Source organism: Streptococcus sp. LQJ-218, from assembly GCF_003428885.1.
Classification (GTDB): Bacteria; Bacillota; Bacilli; order Lactobacillales; family Streptococcaceae; genus Streptococcus.
The window spans coordinates 98,217-113,408 of the sequence record NZ_QQRU01000005.1 but is presented as its reverse complement, the minus strand read 5'-3'; the positions used below and the strand labels follow the sequence as shown (position 1 = coordinate 113,408).

Sequence of the window (15,192 nt, the reverse complement as noted above, 5' to 3'; positions counted from 1 at the left end):
AGGAAAAGAACTAGAGTGACAACTGTCATTCTGGAGAACTAAATTATGCTTGTATCTTATAAATGGTTAAAAGAATTGGTGGACATTGATGTGCCATCACAGGAATTGGCTGAAAAAATGTCAACTACAGGGATCGAGGTAGAAGGTGTCGAATCACCAGCTGCTGGTCTCTCAAAAATTGTCGTCGGTGAGGTCTTGTCTTGCGAAGATGTGCCAGAAACTCACCTCCATGTTTGTCAGGTTAACGTTGGCGAAGAAGAAGCCCGTCAAATCGTCTGTGGTGCATCGAATGTGCGTGCTGGTATCAAGGTTATGGTGGCTCTTCCAGGAGCTCGCATCGCTGACAACTACAAAATCAAAAAAGGAAAAATCCGTGGTTTGGAGTCACTTGGAATGATCTGTTCCCTTGGTGAATTAGGGATTTCTGACTCAGTTGTGCCTAAGGAATTCGCAGATGGTATCCAAATCTTGCCAGAAGATGCTGTTCCTGGGGATGAAGTTTTCTCTTACCTAGACTTGGATGACGAAATCATCGAACTTTCTATCACGCCAAACCGTGCAGACGCTCTATCTATGCGTGGAGTAGCGCACGAAGTGGCAGCCATCTATGACAAGGCAGTTAGCTTTAAAGAATTCAGTTTAACAGAAACAAATGAAGCTGCAGCAGATGCCCTTTCTGTAGGCATTGAGACAGACAAGGCGCCTTACTATGCAGTCCGTATCTTGGACAATGTGACCATCGCACCAAGTCCACAATGGTTGCAAAACCTCCTCATGAACGAAGGGATTCGTCCGATTAACAATGTCGTAGACGTAACCAACTACATCCTGCTCTACTTTGGTCAACCCATGCATGCCTTTGACTTGGATACCTTTGAAGGGACTGACATCCGTGTGCGTGAAGCGCGTGCTGGTGAAAAATTAGTGACTTTAGATGGTGAAGAACGTGACTTGGACGTGAATGACTTAGTCATTGCTGTCGCAGACAAGCCAGTAGCTCTTGCAGGTGTCATGGGTGGTCAAGCAACAGAAATCTCTGAAAAATCTAGTCGTGTCGTCCTTGAAGCTGCAGTCTTCAACGGAAAATCAATCCGTAAGACTAGCGGTCGCCTCAATCTTCGTTCTGAGTCATCTTCTCGCTTTGAAAAAGGCATCAACGTGGCAACTGTTAACGAAGCCCTTGATGCAGCAGCAAGTATGATTGCAGAGCTTGCAGGTGCTACAGTGCGGAAGGGCATCGTTTCAGCAGGCCAGTTGAATACCTCAGATGTAGAAGTTTCTTCAACCCTTGCTGACGTCAACCGTGTCCTTGGTACAGAGCTTTCCTACGCAGATGTAGAGGATGTCTTCCGTCGCCTAGGATTTGGCCTTTCTGGAAATGCAGAAGCATTTACCGTCAGCGTTCCACGTCGTCGTTGGGATATTACTATCGAGGCTGACCTCTTTGAAGAAATCGCTCGTATCTATGGCTATGACCGCTTGCCAACTAGTCTTCCAAAAGATGATGGAACAGCTGGTGAATTGACTGCGACACAAAAACTCCGCCGTCAAGTTCGTACCATTGCTGAAGGAGCAGGTTTGACAGAAATCATCACCTACGCTCTGACAACTCCTGAAAAAGCAGTTGAGTTTACGACTGCACCAAGCAACCTAACGGAACTCATGTGGCCAATGACAGTGGATCGATCTGTCCTCCGTCAAAATATGATTTCTGGTATCCTTGATACTGTTGCCTACAATGTGGCTCGTAAGAACAAAAACTTGGCCCTTTACGAGATTGGAAAAGTCTTTGAACAAACAGGCAATCCAAAAGAAGAATTGCCAAATGAAATCAACAGCTTTGCCTTTGCCTTGACAGGCTTGGTTGCTGAAAAAGATTTCCAAACAGCAGCCGTTCCGGTTGATTTCTTTTATGCCAAGGGAATCCTTGAAGCTCTCTTTGCTCGCTTGGGACTAGAAGTGACCTATACAGCAACCTCTGAAATCGCTAGCCTTCACCCAGGACGTACAGCCTTGATTTCACTCGGTGACCAAGTTCTTGGTTTTCTTGGCCAAGTACATCCAGTCACTGCTAAGGCTTACGATATTCCAGAAACGTATGTAGCAGAGCTCAACCTTTCAGCCATCGAAGCAGCGCTTCAACCTGCTGCTCCATTTGTGGAAATCACGAAATTCCCAGCAGTCAGCCGTGATATTGCTCTTCTCCTCAAAGCAGAAGTGACTCACCAAGATGTAGTTGATGCTATCCAAGCTGCCGGTGTGAAACGTTTGACAGCTATCAAACTCTTTGATGTCTTCTCAGGTGAAAAATTGGGACTAGGTATGAAGTCAATGGCTTATAGCTTGACCTTCCAAAACCCAGAAGATAGCTTAACTGATGAAGAAGTCGCACGCTATATGGAAAAAATCCAAGCATCGCTTGAAGAAAAAGTCAATGCAGAAGTGCGTTAAATCATCAATCCATCCTTCGGGATGGATTTTTTAGTAGAAAAAATCATCAAGCTTTAGCCTGATGATTGAATCAAATTGACGGGGAAATACTCCTTTTTAATACTGTAGCAAGAAAATCAGACACCGATATTTTTTGTCATCCAATCAGCTAAGAAGTGGTAAGTATCTTGTCGATTGATTTCGTTCAGAATTTCGTGACGAGCATCTTCAACTAATCGAAGGTTTACTTTCGAATGTGAAGTCTTTAGGAGTTTTACAAATCTTTCTATACCTTTACCATTTTCTCCCAGAGGGTCTTCTTGTCCTGAAATAACGAGAATGGGGAGTTGAGCTGGAATCTCATCGATTACTTGCTTACTAGCTACTTGATTAGAGAAGTAAAAAATGGATCTGTACATAGGAATCGTAGGGATGAATTGACAAAATGGATCCTTCAGATAAGCTTGGTTAGATTCTTCATTTTTTGAGAGCCAATCTACGGATGTTTTAGGATTTTTAATACTACGGTTAAAACTGTCAGTGGACAGGTAGGTTAGAAGTTTACTACGGTGTTTATTCCCTTTTATAAGTCGGATGCATTCTGTTAGGATGAGAGCAAATCGAGTTAGAAACTGAGGTTGTTGACCAGTCGCCATGATAATCAAGGCATTGATAGGTGGTTTTCGCTTAGCTACATAATAGCGACACATAAGAGAACCCATAGAATGTCCTAGAAGGACGATTGGACATTCTGGATAACTTTCTTGAATAAAAGAGGTCACTCTTTCAATATCATCGATGAGTTTCTCGGAAGATTCAGGAAAGACTCCGAGTTGACTTGAATTTTGAGCAGTATAGCCATGGCCAAGATGATCATGGCCGATAACCGTAAAGCCTTCTTTATTCATGGCTAGAGCAAATTCTTCATATCGTTCCACGTACTCTACCATTCCATGTACAAGCTGAAGAATGGCTTTTGGCTGTTCAGCTTCCCAAATGATTAAGTTATTGTTGTTCGGTTCGAGTTTAAGTCTTTTTTTCATATCAGATTCCTTGCCGATGCTAATCTATAGTCTATCAAAACTATACCATAAAATAGCATGATAAGCTAGGCAGGATGATGAAGATTATTAGTAACAATTCAGGATCAAAAATCGACAGTTGAGGAGCGGAGGTGATAAATTGGAGTTTACTACTGTATAATGGATTTATCACTAATACTCTTCGAAAATCTCTTCAAACCACGTCAGCTTAGCCTTGCTGTATATGTGTTACTGACTTCGTCAGTTCTATCCACAACCTCAAAACGGTGTTTTGAGCAACCTGCGGCTAGCTTCCTAGTTTGCTCTTTGATTTTCATTGAGTATAAAAGTTCTCTAGGCCATATTTTACACAGCAATAGTTTTATAAAAATGGACAGAAAATATTGTAAAGGCTATCAAAAAGGAGTATAATAAGTGAAAGAAATTTCGGAGGTGAAAGATGCTAGAAGTAAGAAGTCTAGAGAAAAGTTTTGGACCCAAGCAAGTTTTGTTTGGCATTGACTTTCAAGCGCGATCAGGTCGTATTTTGGGATTAGTCGGGAAAAACGGTGCTGGGAAGACAACGATTTTCCACAGTATTTTGAAGTTTTTAGAATACCAAGGAGAAATCAGTCTAGATGGTCAGGAGATTCGTCAAGAGACCTACGCTCGGATTGGATATCTGCCTGAAGAACGCAGTCTCATGCCTAAATTGACAGTCCTTGAACAAGTTCGCTATTTGGCGACGCTAAAAGGCATGGATGCCAAGGAAATCAAGGAAAAACTCCCTCAATGGATGAAGAGGTTGGAAGTGAAAGGGAAGCTGACAGATAAAATCAAGAGTCTGTCAAAAGGAAATCAGCAGAAGATTCAGCTCATCATTACTCTGATTCATGAGCCAGACTTGATTATCTTGGATGAGCCTTTCAGTGGCTTGGACCCAGTCAATACTGAATTACTCAAGCAAGTCATTTTTCAGGAAAAAGAGCGCGGAGCAACCATTATCTTTTCTGACCATGTCATGACCAATGTTGAGGAACTTTGTGATGATATTCTGATGATTCGAGATGGTCGTGTGGTACTGCATGGGCCGGTCCAGGATGTCCGCAATCAATACGGCAAAACACGTCTCTTTGTTTCAAGTGAACGCAGCAAGGAAGAATTGGAAAACCTTCCTCACGTCAAACAGGTGAGCTTGACTAAGCAAGGCAGTTGGAAATTGATCTTGGAGGATGAGAGTGCTGGAAGGGAACTCTTCCCAATCTTGACTCAGGGGCAATATATCGCAACCTTTGACCAGCAAGCGCCAACAATCGATGAAATCTTTAAACTAGAATCAGGGGTGGAAGTATGAGAAATATGTGGGTTGTAATGAAGGAAACCTATCTTCGACATGTCAAATCGTGGAGTTTCTTCTTTATGGTGATTTCGCCTTTCCTCTTTTTAGCCTTATCTGTAGGAATTGGCTACCTCCAAGGGTCTTCTATGGCCAAGAATAGCAAGATAGCAGTAGTAACAACAGTGCCATCTGTGGAAGAAGAGCTCAAAGGTACTAATGGTATCAACTTTGATTATAAGGATGAAGCCAGTGCCCAAACTGCTATCAAGGATGAGAAAATCAAGGGTTACCTAACCGTCGACCAAGAGGACAGCGTCATCAAAGCCGTCTATCATGGTGAAACCTCTCTTGAAAGTGGTATCAAACTAGCAGTAACCAATAAGCTAAATGAACTGCAATACCAACTCAATCGTTCGGCAGCCAATTTGTCTCAAGAACAGGAAAAACGCTTGAGCCAAACCGTTGACTTTACTGAGAAGATTGATGAAGCTAAGGAAAATAAAAAGTTTATTCAAACCATGGCAGCAGGAGCCTTAGGATTCTTTCTTTATATGATTTTGATTACCTATGCTAGTGTCACTGCTCAGGAAGTGGCTAGCGAGAAAGGCACCAAAATTATGGAAGTCGTCTTCTCTAGTATCCGAGCTAGTCATTATTTCTACGCTCGCATGCTGGCTCTGCTTCTTGTGATTTTGACCCATATTGGCATTTACGTCGTGGGTGGACTTGCTGCCATTCTGCTCTTTAAAGATTTGCCATTCTTGGCTCAGTCTGGTGTTTTAGATCACTTGGGAGATGCCTTCTCACTGAATACCTTACTCTTTATTTTGGTCAGTCTCTTTATGTACGTCGTCTTAGCTGCCTTCCTAGGTTCCATGGTTTCTCGTCCTGAGGATGCAGGAAAGGCCTTGTCGCCATTGATGATCTTGATTATAGCAGGGTTTGTCGGTGTGACTTCTTTAGGTGCTGCTGGTGACAATCTAGTTCTGAAAATTGGTTCCTACATTCCTTTCATTTCGACCTTCTTTATGCCATTTAGAGCCATTAATGGCTATGCAAATGGGTTAGAAGCATGGATTTCGCTTGCGATTACAGTGATTTTTGCAGTGGTAGCAACAATCTTTATCGGGCGTATGTATGCTAGTCTTGTTCTGCAGACAGATGATTTAGGTCCTTGGAAAACCTTTAAACGTGCCTTATCTTATAAATAGAAGAACCTCGCGAAAGCGAGGTTTTATAGAGACAAAAAGAGTGAAATTTAGAAAAATATTTTTCATATCTATTGACTTTTCGGGGTAAAATTTGGTATGATAGTAGGCGGTATTGTTTACCCCATTTGAAAGGCCCCGGAACCTTCCAAATACTTTTCGATGGGAAGGAACACCCATCACCGTAAACAAAAATCGAACTATATATAGGAGAAATCATGAACAAAACAACATTTATGGCTAAACCAGGCCAAGTTGAACGTAAATGGTACGTAGTTGACGCAACTGATGTACCACTTGGGCGTCTTTCTGCAGTAGTTGCTAGCGTACTTCGCGGAAAAAACAAACCAACATTTACACCACACACTGATACAGGTGACTTTGTGATTGTTATCAATGCTGAAAAGGTTAAATTGACTGGTAAAAAAGCAACTGATAAAATCTATTACACTCACTCAAACCACCCAGGTGGATTGAAACAAATCTCTGCAGGTGAACTTCGTTCTAAAAATGCAGTACGTTTGATCGAGAAATCAGTTAAAGGTATGCTTCCACACAATACTCTTGGACGCGCTCAAGGTATGAAGTTGAAAGTATTTGTTGGAGCTGAGCACACTCACGCTGCACAACAACCAGAAGTTCTTGATATTTCAGGACTTATCTAAGGAAAGGAACAATAAAGTATGTCACAAGCACAATATGCAGGTACTGGACGTCGTAAAAACGCTGTTGCACGCGTTCGCCTTGTTCCAGGAACTGGTAAAATCACTGTTAACAAAAAAGATGTTGAAGAGTACATCCCACACGCTGACCTTCGTCTTGTCATCAACCAGCCATTCGCAGTTACTTCAACTGTAGGTTCATACGACGTTTTCGTTAACGTTGTAGGTGGTGGATACGCTGGTCAATCAGGAGCTATCCGTCACGGTATCGCTCGTGCCCTTCTTCAAGTAGACCCAGACTTCCGCGATTCATTGAAACGTGCAGGACTTCTTACACGTGACTCACGTAAAGTTGAACGTAAGAAACCAGGTCTTAAGAAAGCTCGTAAAGCATCACAATTTAGTAAACGTTAATTCGAAAGAATTACTATACTTACAAAGAGCACCTTTCGGGGTGTTCTTTTTGTACTTTCTTACTAAATTGGTGCAATTGACACAGTTGTTGCGACTTTAGTCGCTTACAAATGTGGCTGCAACATGACGAAGTCAGTTGCTTTAAAACGTTAATTGATACGATTATATCAATATTTCAAAGCTATTTGCAAAGTGCTTTTCTAGGTTTACACTTAAAATAATTGTTAAGTTATATAGGAACCTTCTAGATAAAGACTGAGTACTTTTAGAGTATAATATAGTTATGTAGAGTTAAAAAGAATTGAGGAAAGTAATATTGGCTAAATCTCACATATCAGAATTATTACCAACTAAGTATAGAAAACGTCATCAATTAATGCTATATTTGTATGATATACTAGTTGATATTTTGGTTAAAGCTGATAAATATCAATTATCCAGTCTATCTTTTAGATTTACTAATGAGATAAATGATGAAATTGACTTGTTTGATGAACTAGATAGACAAAAAGATTTAGATATTTCTGAATATGTATATATACCTCACATCTTTTTTTCAATTTTACGTGATTTAAATTACTATCTATTTGAATCTCTGAGTTGTATAGAGAGGGGAAAAGTTACTGTTGCATTTTCTCTTGCTAGGAAACCTTTTCAAGATAATTTATTTTATTTAAGTTGGATATTGGTTCAACCACATGATTTCTTAGAAAAAATACAATATGGAGAGCTTAGGGAATATGACGTAAGTGATTTGAAGGGTAAAAAAGAATTTGTTATTGACCTACTTTTAAAAGCAAAAGAATCGATTCAGTATGAAAATGGTTTTTTGGATTTTAGTAGAGAATTACTTGATCCTGAATTACTATATGACATTATATATAATCGAAAGGCAGAAAATAGTTTAACAAGTGTATTTGATCAATCTATTCATTTGGTGACAAAGAATAAAAATTATCCTACGGAAAAGCGAAATCTTAATTTTATATTTTCTGATGATAAGATTTGGGATGATTTTTGGCATTTGTTCTATGAGAAAACACCCTACATTCTAATTTATTTAGTAGAAGTAGCTATTGCTATATTTGAGAAATATTTTGATATTGATTTAGAAATAGTTACCCTTAACCGGTATATTAGAAATTTAAAGATAATTTTAGCTTTATCTGGAGAAGAAAATAAAGAATTAGAAAGTATTTTTGATTTCATATTTAATGGTAATAATCTTAGCATGACATGTGAAGAATGCGGGAGGATATATAAGTTCAATATCAATTTAGTGAGGGAAATAAAAGAAGATTATCTATATACTTGTCAGAATTGTGGTTTTGTAGAGAGACTAGGGCAATATTTTGTGAGTGATGAATTACTGAGTAATAAAAGAAATATTCTGATTGATAACTCGAATGATGAGAATTGGAAGCTGGTCTAATACAATTAAAAGGTAGTACCGACATAAAAATCATAGTTTAGAAAGTTGTGAAGATTTTTGAAAAGTAATCAGAAAGGATAATATGAAATTTAAAGATTACACTTGGGATAAAGAGTTTGAAATAAAAGGGTATTTTTCAGAACGTTCCGACGATATAGTTAGTAAGGATAACTTGAGCGGTATTTTACATTATTCTCCTAGTGAAATTGTATTAGAATTATTTGGTGGATTTGAAGAGGAATCAGGCATTTCATTCGGTTTTGGTAAGTGTTTGGAAAAGATATATGGTTTCTCCAGTAATGGTAATATTTTAATTTTAAATACTTATGGTGAACCAATGGTACATTCCTCATCTCCTGGATTTCCGATAACTAGATATAGAGTAAAAAATTTTAAAATTTACAGTGTATTTTATAATGAGCTTGGAAATTTTGATTATAGTTCTGAGGCCTTTAAAGATTTAATTAATGAATTAGATTCTGAAAAAATCAAGGAATATAAATTTAGCTTTGAACATATTGAGGAATGGATTGAAAAATCATTGGTAACTGTTAAATATAGAGACAATCAAACTATTTTTGAAAGTGCAGCAAGTGAATATCAACCAACAAAAGTGTTAATAAGATCACTAGGAATGAACTTTGAAGATGTGGCAATACTCCATTCTTCATATACAACTACGTCATTTACCAGTGATTATTTTATTAAACTTATTTCAGCTGATTTAAATATAAGATCTTTTGATGAATTTTATCAAGCTTCACATAAGTTTAAGGAATTTATTGAGATTTTATCAAATATACCATTGTCTTTTACTAATATTGAATTTCTTGTTCTTTATAAAATGATAGATGGTAAGCGTATGCCACTTATAAAAGGCAAATTCTTTGTTCAGCATTCTAGAAAATCCCAAAAATGGAAATCGTATTCTCAGCAAGATATTTCTTTGAGGACATTAGAAGATAATTTTGAACATATTTTAAATCATTGGTTTGATAAATCTGAGGAACTTGAATTTATAGTGAGACAATTTTCAAAAAATCTTCATGGTGATTTATATTTGGAAGATCAGTTGGTTGATGCTATTAGGAATTTGGAAGTTTACTCTAGAAATTTTAAGAATTTTAAAAATCCGAAATGTTTATCTGATGTTGAAGAAAAAGCTAGACAATCTTTGTTTGACTTTATAAACACACATCTTTTAGAAGAGGTAAGAAGAAAATTTAGAAATAAATTGAAATTTAATCAAAAAGAGCCTAACCTTGCCGAACGTTTAAAAAATTTATTCGATTCAATTGATGAGCTTAATCTGTCTAAAATTTTTTCGAATAGTGAGAGAGAATTACTAATAATAAAATTAATTCAAACACGAAATTATTATACTCATGGTGATTCGAAAAATAACTATCCAGAAATGATAACAGATATCAGGGAGATGTATGAAACAAAATTACTTCTTCAAGAAGTGCTGAGATATTATATTTATCAAGAATTGGATATGAAATATAAATATAAAAAATTCTAACCTTAAGCCATTAGCTCAATGATTTAGGATGTTTTCATGGAAATTGGAACAATTGACACAGTTGTTGAGACTTTAGTCTCTTATAAATGTGGCTGCAACCTGACAAGGTCAGTTGTCTCAAAACGTTAATCAATATGAGTATATTAACGTTTACAGACATTCAAGAATTTTCTCTTGGATATCTTTTTTGTATCGAAATCAAGAGTTTCTATCATTGATTTTTAGTCTAGTATTAGTTTCTACTGAATAAGCTTTGTCGGCCATAACAAAACACTCCTGTTCATAGTTTCACTAGATTTTGACAGGAGTGTTATTCTTGTGCATCAATTTATGGGTTCAGTACTTATCTACTTTTCTAGTAACCAATCTATGATATTTTTCTTCTCAATACCATTGTAATTGGCTGTTGGCTGAATCGTATCCATTGTTAATAGATATTTTGGGAATTGATCTTTAATGGCTTCTAGTGGTCTAAGTTCTCTTTCTAGTGTTTCTGGAGCAAGTGTTGTTTCACTGACTTGATAATAAGCGTAGTGGCCAAGATCAGTTACAACAACAAAATCAACTTCATATTTATCTAAATTACCAACATATACTTGTGAATATCTACGTCTCAATTCCAAATATACCATATTTTCCAAGATATGCCCAATGTCTTCTTTGTGGTCTGGTAATAAGAGATGTCGTAAACCTAAATCAACGGGATAATATTTTTCTAAGCGTTGCAATAATGCTCTACCTTTTACATCAAAACGTGGAACGGAATAAAAAAGTAAACTATCTGTCAAAGTTGTCAAATAATTTTCCAAAGTATTATGGGATATTGAAACATTTTGGCTGACTAGGGTATTGCGAATCTTATTTGTTGATATTAAGCTACCTGTACTACTGAGAAGGGTTCGGACAATGCGCTCAATAATAGTAGGATTTGGATTTCCCAATCTAGTGACAATATCATTTAACAGTATGGAGTTATATATTCCTCTGAGATAGTCAATTTTTTCAGCGTAAGATGATGTTTGCAATAAGTAAGGGAAAGCACTAAAGAGATAATTGTTAAAAATTTCTATTGTATTCAGATTCTCTGAGAGAGATTGACCTGATAGGTATTCTTCAAATGACAAAGGAAGAACCTCTATCTCAACATAACGCCCAGTCAAATTTGTAGCTAATTGGCTACTCATAAAGTAGGCGTTTGATCCGGTCAAATAGAGGTCAACATTTGGTAAGATGAATAGACTATCTGCTACCAGTTCAAATTTTTCAACATGTTGAATTTCATCTAAAAAGATATAGTATGTTTTTTCCTCAACTAACCGCTCTTTTATATAAGCGAATAATGTTTGAAAATTTCGCAGTTCATAATAACTCAGATCTTCAAAATTGATGGATATAATCTGATCCTCGTCTACCCCAGTTGCTAGTAACTCCTCTTTATAGAGTTGAAAAAGCACAGATTTACCAGCTCGTCTAACTCCACTCACAACCTTAATGATTTGGCGGTCACGATGTCTTCTTAAAAAGTCTAAATAATGTGGTCTTTTAATATAGTTCATAATAGTTACCTCAAAGATAGTATAATACAAATAGAAATTATTTTCAAACATTTAGAACTAAAATAGAATTTATTTTATTATTTCTAAGTATTTGAAAATAATATTTTTATGCAATCAAAAAATAGTCCATTTTGGTATGGCATAATAGTAAATCTTATAAGGTGTTATAGCAAGTATGCAAATAAAAAGCGCATACTATCGGGCGTGTAAAAGCTTGATAGCATAGGTTTTACCCTATTATCCTAGAAATATTTACTGGGTTTTCTTTTCAAACTGACTTTTTAAGAAGTTGCCTTATCAACAATTTTAAAGAAATTTTTGAAGCTATCTTTAGAAAAACTGTAGAATTTCAAAAATTACTACAGACCTTGAATTTTACTTATCATTTCAATGATTTAAATTGCTTACATTTTATTTTGATAAGTTTTACGGTAATCTCCAGGAGAAAGCCCAGTTCTTTGTTTAAAAATTTTAGTAAAGTATGAATAATTATCATACCCTACTTGACAAGATACTTGTGATATCGAGATATTTGTTTGAGATAGGAGAGATTTAGCAGCATTCATGCGCTTATCCGTTATATATTTAACAAGAGTTTCTCCAGTTTCTTTTTTAAAAATTCTAGCTAAATGATCTGCACTGAGATAAACCATATCTGCTAATATAGAACGATTTATATCCTCATGGTAGTGATGATCTATGTATTCGACAATGCGTTGAATACTATTTTTCTGATTTTCAATGTTTGTTGCAAATTTCTTAGCATGTGACCAGTAATAATCAAAGTAATCCTGAAAAGATTCAATTGAATGAAAGCGTCGTTGGAATAAGAAATCATGAGTGCTGTTTTGGAACAATTTATGTGCCGAAATTCCTTTTTGATCTAGATATATTCCTATTTGTTGAGTCCAATCTAGTAAAATTTGTTGTAGTGTGAAAGTAGGAATTTGAGAATTATAAGCAAGTGAATTAATTTTTTCTCTTAATTCGTATTCACTTAAGGTATCTAAAAAAGTAATTGAAAGAGTTTCTGTTTTAAAAGAAGTTGGAAAACTATGTGGAACACATATAATAGTATTCCAATAAGAAACATATTGTTCATTATAAGTGTAGAGTTCTTTCGTATGAAATAAAATATCGGATATTTTATGGCAACTCTTATATATAATATTTGAGTATTTGCTAAAATTATTAGAAATTTGAGAATGAATCTCATATGCCAATTTGTCACTACGTTTGGATGAGTCTACTCTAAATAGACAAACATATTGATCAACTTGGCTTTCCATTTTGAATAGACTTATCAGCTTATAAGAAGATTGTGAAATTCTTTGAAGTTCTCTTTTTAGTTGAGAAGTCCATGATGGAGTTTCTGCAGAATAATCTTCTTCGTTAAGATTGATAGTTAAAACTGCAAGAAAAAAATACTGGTGTTTTTGAAGAATAAAATCCTGTTTGCTTGCTATATTTTCTAGCTCATCAATGCGAGAAATTTGAGGTTTTCTAAGGTAATCATACCAGAAGTTATCTTCTATTTGTAAAAGTGCATCATTTTTGCCGGTTAAGTTATGATTCTCGATTTTACCGATTGCTTTTTGAATAATAAATTCTAATTTTTCAAAGTTAATGGGTTTTAGATAGTATTCGAAGCTTTGCAATTCAATTGCTTTTTGAGCATAGTTGAAGTCGGCGTAATTAGTTAAAAAAATTGTTTTTATATCATATTTTTCATTTCTAATCCATGATAAGAGTTCAAGACCGCTACCTTGAGGCATTTCTATATCACTTATCATGAGATCAATAGGATGCTCTCTAATAATATTTTGAGCTTGAGTGAGGCTATAGGCAACATAAACAATGTCAATGTGTAGTTTATCCCAATTTATTTTCTCTCGTAAAGCTTCAATGATAAAACGATCGTCATCAACTAATAAAATGTTCATTATAACCTCCGTCTATAATCTTGTATGGAATAAGTAAAAGAATTTTAGCTCCACCTTCTTCATTATTTTCAAATGTAATAGTATAGTCGTTGGGATAGAGAAGATTTAAACGTTCGATGGTGTTTGTTATCCCGATATGATGTCCATCTTCTGTTATTAGAGGCTGTTTCTGATTTAGTTTTGATAAAATTTCTTCAGAGAAACCTGGACCATTATCTTCGATACAAATCTGAATATAATCTGAGTCTTCAGTTTTTACTTTTTTTATTGATAGTAAAATTGTAAATAAATCCTGAAATGAAAAACCGTGTTTTATTGTATTTTCAATAAACGTTTGTAATAGTAATGATGGAACAAGAGTATTTTGTAAATCAGAATTGTAGTCTAGTGAAAAGTAGATACTATTTCCATATCGAATTCGTTGTATTTCTAAATAATCTTTAATATGCTGAACCTCATCTTTAAGTTCTGAAAAATCTTGATTAGCCATAAATAAATGACGGAGATAATTTGAAGTTAGAATAGTTAATTCTTCAATTTCCTTATAGTTTTTTGTTTGAAGCATACTATGAATCATTGATAACATATTTAAGTAGAAATGCGGTCGGATTTGATTTTTAAGATAATTAAGTTCAATCTTCTTAAGTTCTAGTTGTGAATGGTATTCTCGTATTTTTAATTCTTGCATGTCAAATATTACTTTATTAAGTTTATCATTTGCCTTATCAATCTCTAGTATACCTTCAGATATAAAAAATTCAGAAGGGGGAATGGAATCCCCAAGTTGAGAGAGTCGTTCAGTGAGTCTTGTTATAGGTTTAATCATCCACTGACGAATATACAGGATAATGATGATTGATAAAATGGTGATAATGATAGGAACAGCTGATAAAAACACTTCTAAGAGTGTGATATTTCTAAAGACTTCGGCATAATCGACTAAAACATAAATATCGAAAGGTAAATGCGTTTTTTCATTTTGAGCATGAATTAGGTAGTTTTCGGAGGGTATATTGTTAGGCTCTTTTAGGGAAAGTTTACCATTATTTCCAATATTGAGTTTTTTGAGAGGTTTTAGGATATCTTCTGAAGATATGACGGCATAAATGATTTTTCCTTCGTAATGAACAGATTTAACTAAGTATTCACTGTTTTTAGTAGTTACATTTTTCCATTTACGGTCACTTATATCACTACGCAATGATTTTAAATTTGATTTTAACAGTAGATAATCTTCATATGGAATATAAAGATTGGAGACATTTATAAAATGATCAGTACTATCGGTTTCTAATAAGAATGTCATATGAGTTTCATTTTGATATTCAAACTCTGTAAAGCTAGTTTGAACTTTTTTAAGATTTTCTTGATACTCAAGAAACGTTTGTACATGATTTAAGTTCTCTAAAGATTCATTATGCGTTATTGTTGAGTACATAAAGCGTTCTACAGAATGCAATTTCTCATTAACAGAATCAGCATAAATTTCAATTGAACTACGTAGGTGTACTATATTTTGGTTTTTAATAAAATTTCTGGTTATGTTACTCATAGCAATATTGATTAAAATATTTATCAATAGTAGTACAAGTAGGAGTTTAAAGAAAAAATGAATGGAATGTTTTTTTGATAAGTCGTGATTTAATTTCATATACTATTCT

Annotated in this window: 11 protein-coding genes; 7 read left to right on the top strand and 4 right to left on the bottom strand. The window is 35.3% G+C overall.

The genetic code is table 11. The annotated features are described in order from the left end of the window. The first annotated feature begins 45 nt into the window (after positions 1-45). A complete protein-coding gene (pheT, locus tag D2908_RS05770; protein ID WP_117305569.1) occupies positions 46-2,451 on the top strand; it encodes a phenylalanine--tRNA ligase subunit beta in 2,406 nt (801 codons plus the stop codon). A 116-nt stretch (positions 2,452-2,567) separates the two neighbouring features. Here pheT and D2908_RS05765 read toward each other — a convergent pair whose 3' ends face one another. Then, the gene (locus tag D2908_RS05765) at positions 2,568-3,473 is read right to left on the bottom strand and encodes an alpha/beta hydrolase (protein ID WP_117305567.1); all 906 of its coding nucleotides are present in this window, start codon (positions 3,471-3,473) and stop codon (positions 2,568-2,570) included. A gap of 439 nt (positions 3,474-3,912) precedes the next feature. Here D2908_RS05765 and D2908_RS05760 point away from each other — a divergent pair, with 439 nt between their 5' ends. From D2908_RS05760 to D2908_RS05735, 6 genes are all read left to right on the top strand, one after another. Continuing rightward, on the top strand, positions 3,913-4,806 hold the full coding sequence (locus tag D2908_RS05760) for an ABC transporter ATP-binding protein (protein ID WP_117305566.1): 894 nt from the start codon (positions 3,913-3,915) through the stop codon (positions 4,804-4,806). Continuing rightward, positions 4,803-6,002, top strand: coding sequence for an ABC transporter permease (locus tag D2908_RS05755; RefSeq protein WP_117305564.1), 1,200 nt, complete (start codon positions 4,803-4,805; stop codon positions 6,000-6,002). The genes D2908_RS05760 and D2908_RS05755 overlap by 4 nt, the downstream gene beginning before the upstream one ends. 215 nt (positions 6,003-6,217) lie before the next feature. Beyond that, the gene (rplM, locus tag D2908_RS05750) at positions 6,218-6,664 is read left to right on the top strand and encodes a 50S ribosomal protein L13 (RefSeq protein ID WP_001044624.1); all 447 of its coding nucleotides are present in this window, start codon (positions 6,218-6,220) and stop codon (positions 6,662-6,664) included. 18 nt (positions 6,665-6,682) lie between these two features. After that, positions 6,683-7,075 (top strand): 30S ribosomal protein S9, encoded by a 393-nt coding sequence (rpsI, locus tag D2908_RS05745; RefSeq protein ID WP_000075973.1) that lies wholly within the window; start codon positions 6,683-6,685, stop codon positions 7,073-7,075. Positions 7,076-7,391: 316 nt separating this feature from the next. After that, positions 7,392-8,507, top strand: coding sequence for a hypothetical protein (locus D2908_RS05740; protein ID WP_033678269.1), 1,116 nt, complete (start codon positions 7,392-7,394; stop codon positions 8,505-8,507). Positions 8,508-8,589: 82 nt separating this feature from the next. Further along, positions 8,590-10,032, top strand: coding sequence for a HEPN domain-containing protein (locus D2908_RS05735; RefSeq protein ID WP_117305562.1), 1,443 nt, complete (start codon positions 8,590-8,592; stop codon positions 10,030-10,032). A 347-nt stretch (positions 10,033-10,379) separates the two neighbouring features. Here D2908_RS05735 and D2908_RS05730 read toward each other — a convergent pair whose 3' ends face one another. The 3 genes from D2908_RS05730 to D2908_RS05720 form a co-directional block, all read right to left on the bottom strand. Further along, the gene (locus tag D2908_RS05730) at positions 10,380-11,588 is read right to left on the bottom strand and encodes an ATP-binding protein (protein ID WP_117305560.1); all 1,209 of its coding nucleotides are present in this window, start codon (positions 11,586-11,588) and stop codon (positions 10,380-10,382) included. A gap of 404 nt (positions 11,589-11,992) precedes the next feature. Next, positions 11,993-13,531, bottom strand: coding sequence for a helix-turn-helix domain-containing protein (locus D2908_RS05725; protein WP_117305559.1), 1,539 nt, complete (start codon positions 13,529-13,531; stop codon positions 11,993-11,995). Next, positions 13,512-15,182 carry a histidine kinase gene (locus tag D2908_RS05720; protein ID WP_117305557.1) on the bottom strand — a complete coding sequence of 557 codons (1,671 nt, stop codon included), beginning with the start codon at positions 15,180-15,182 and terminating at the stop codon, positions 13,512-13,514. The genes D2908_RS05725 and D2908_RS05720 overlap by 20 nt, the downstream gene beginning before the upstream one ends. Positions 15,183-15,192: the final 10 nt, after the last annotated feature.

What these genes read in the sequence shown, in the direction of transcription:
- D2908_RS05755 (WP_117305564.1), top strand. Translation starts at nt 4,803, where the DNA reads ATGAGAAATATGTGGGTTGTAATGAAGGAAACCTATCTTCGACATGTC.
- pheT (WP_117305569.1), top strand. Translation starts at nt 46, where the DNA reads ATGCTTGTATCTTATAAATGGTTAAAAGAATTGGTGGACATTGATGTG.
- rplM (WP_001044624.1), top strand. Translation starts at nt 6,218, where the DNA reads ATGAACAAAACAACATTTATGGCTAAACCAGGCCAAGTTGAACGTAAA.
- D2908_RS05735 (WP_117305562.1), top strand. Translation starts at nt 8,590, where the DNA reads ATGAAATTTAAAGATTACACTTGGGATAAAGAGTTTGAAATAAAAGGG.
- D2908_RS05720 (WP_117305557.1), bottom strand. Translation starts at nt 15,182, where the DNA reads ATGAAATTAAATCACGACTTATCAAAAAAACATTCCATTCATTTTTTC.
- rpsI (WP_000075973.1), top strand. Translation starts at nt 6,683, where the DNA reads ATGTCACAAGCACAATATGCAGGTACTGGACGTCGTAAAAACGCTGTT.
- D2908_RS05765 (WP_117305567.1), bottom strand. Translation starts at nt 3,473, where the DNA reads ATGAAAAAAAGACTTAAACTCGAACCGAACAACAATAACTTAATCATT.
- D2908_RS05730 (WP_117305560.1), bottom strand. Translation starts at nt 11,588, where the DNA reads ATGAACTATATTAAAAGACCACATTATTTAGACTTTTTAAGAAGACAT.
- D2908_RS05760 (WP_117305566.1), top strand. Translation starts at nt 3,913, where the DNA reads ATGCTAGAAGTAAGAAGTCTAGAGAAAAGTTTTGGACCCAAGCAAGTT.
- D2908_RS05725 (WP_117305559.1), bottom strand. Translation starts at nt 13,531, where the DNA reads ATGAACATTTTATTAGTTGATGACGATCGTTTTATCATTGAAGCTTTA.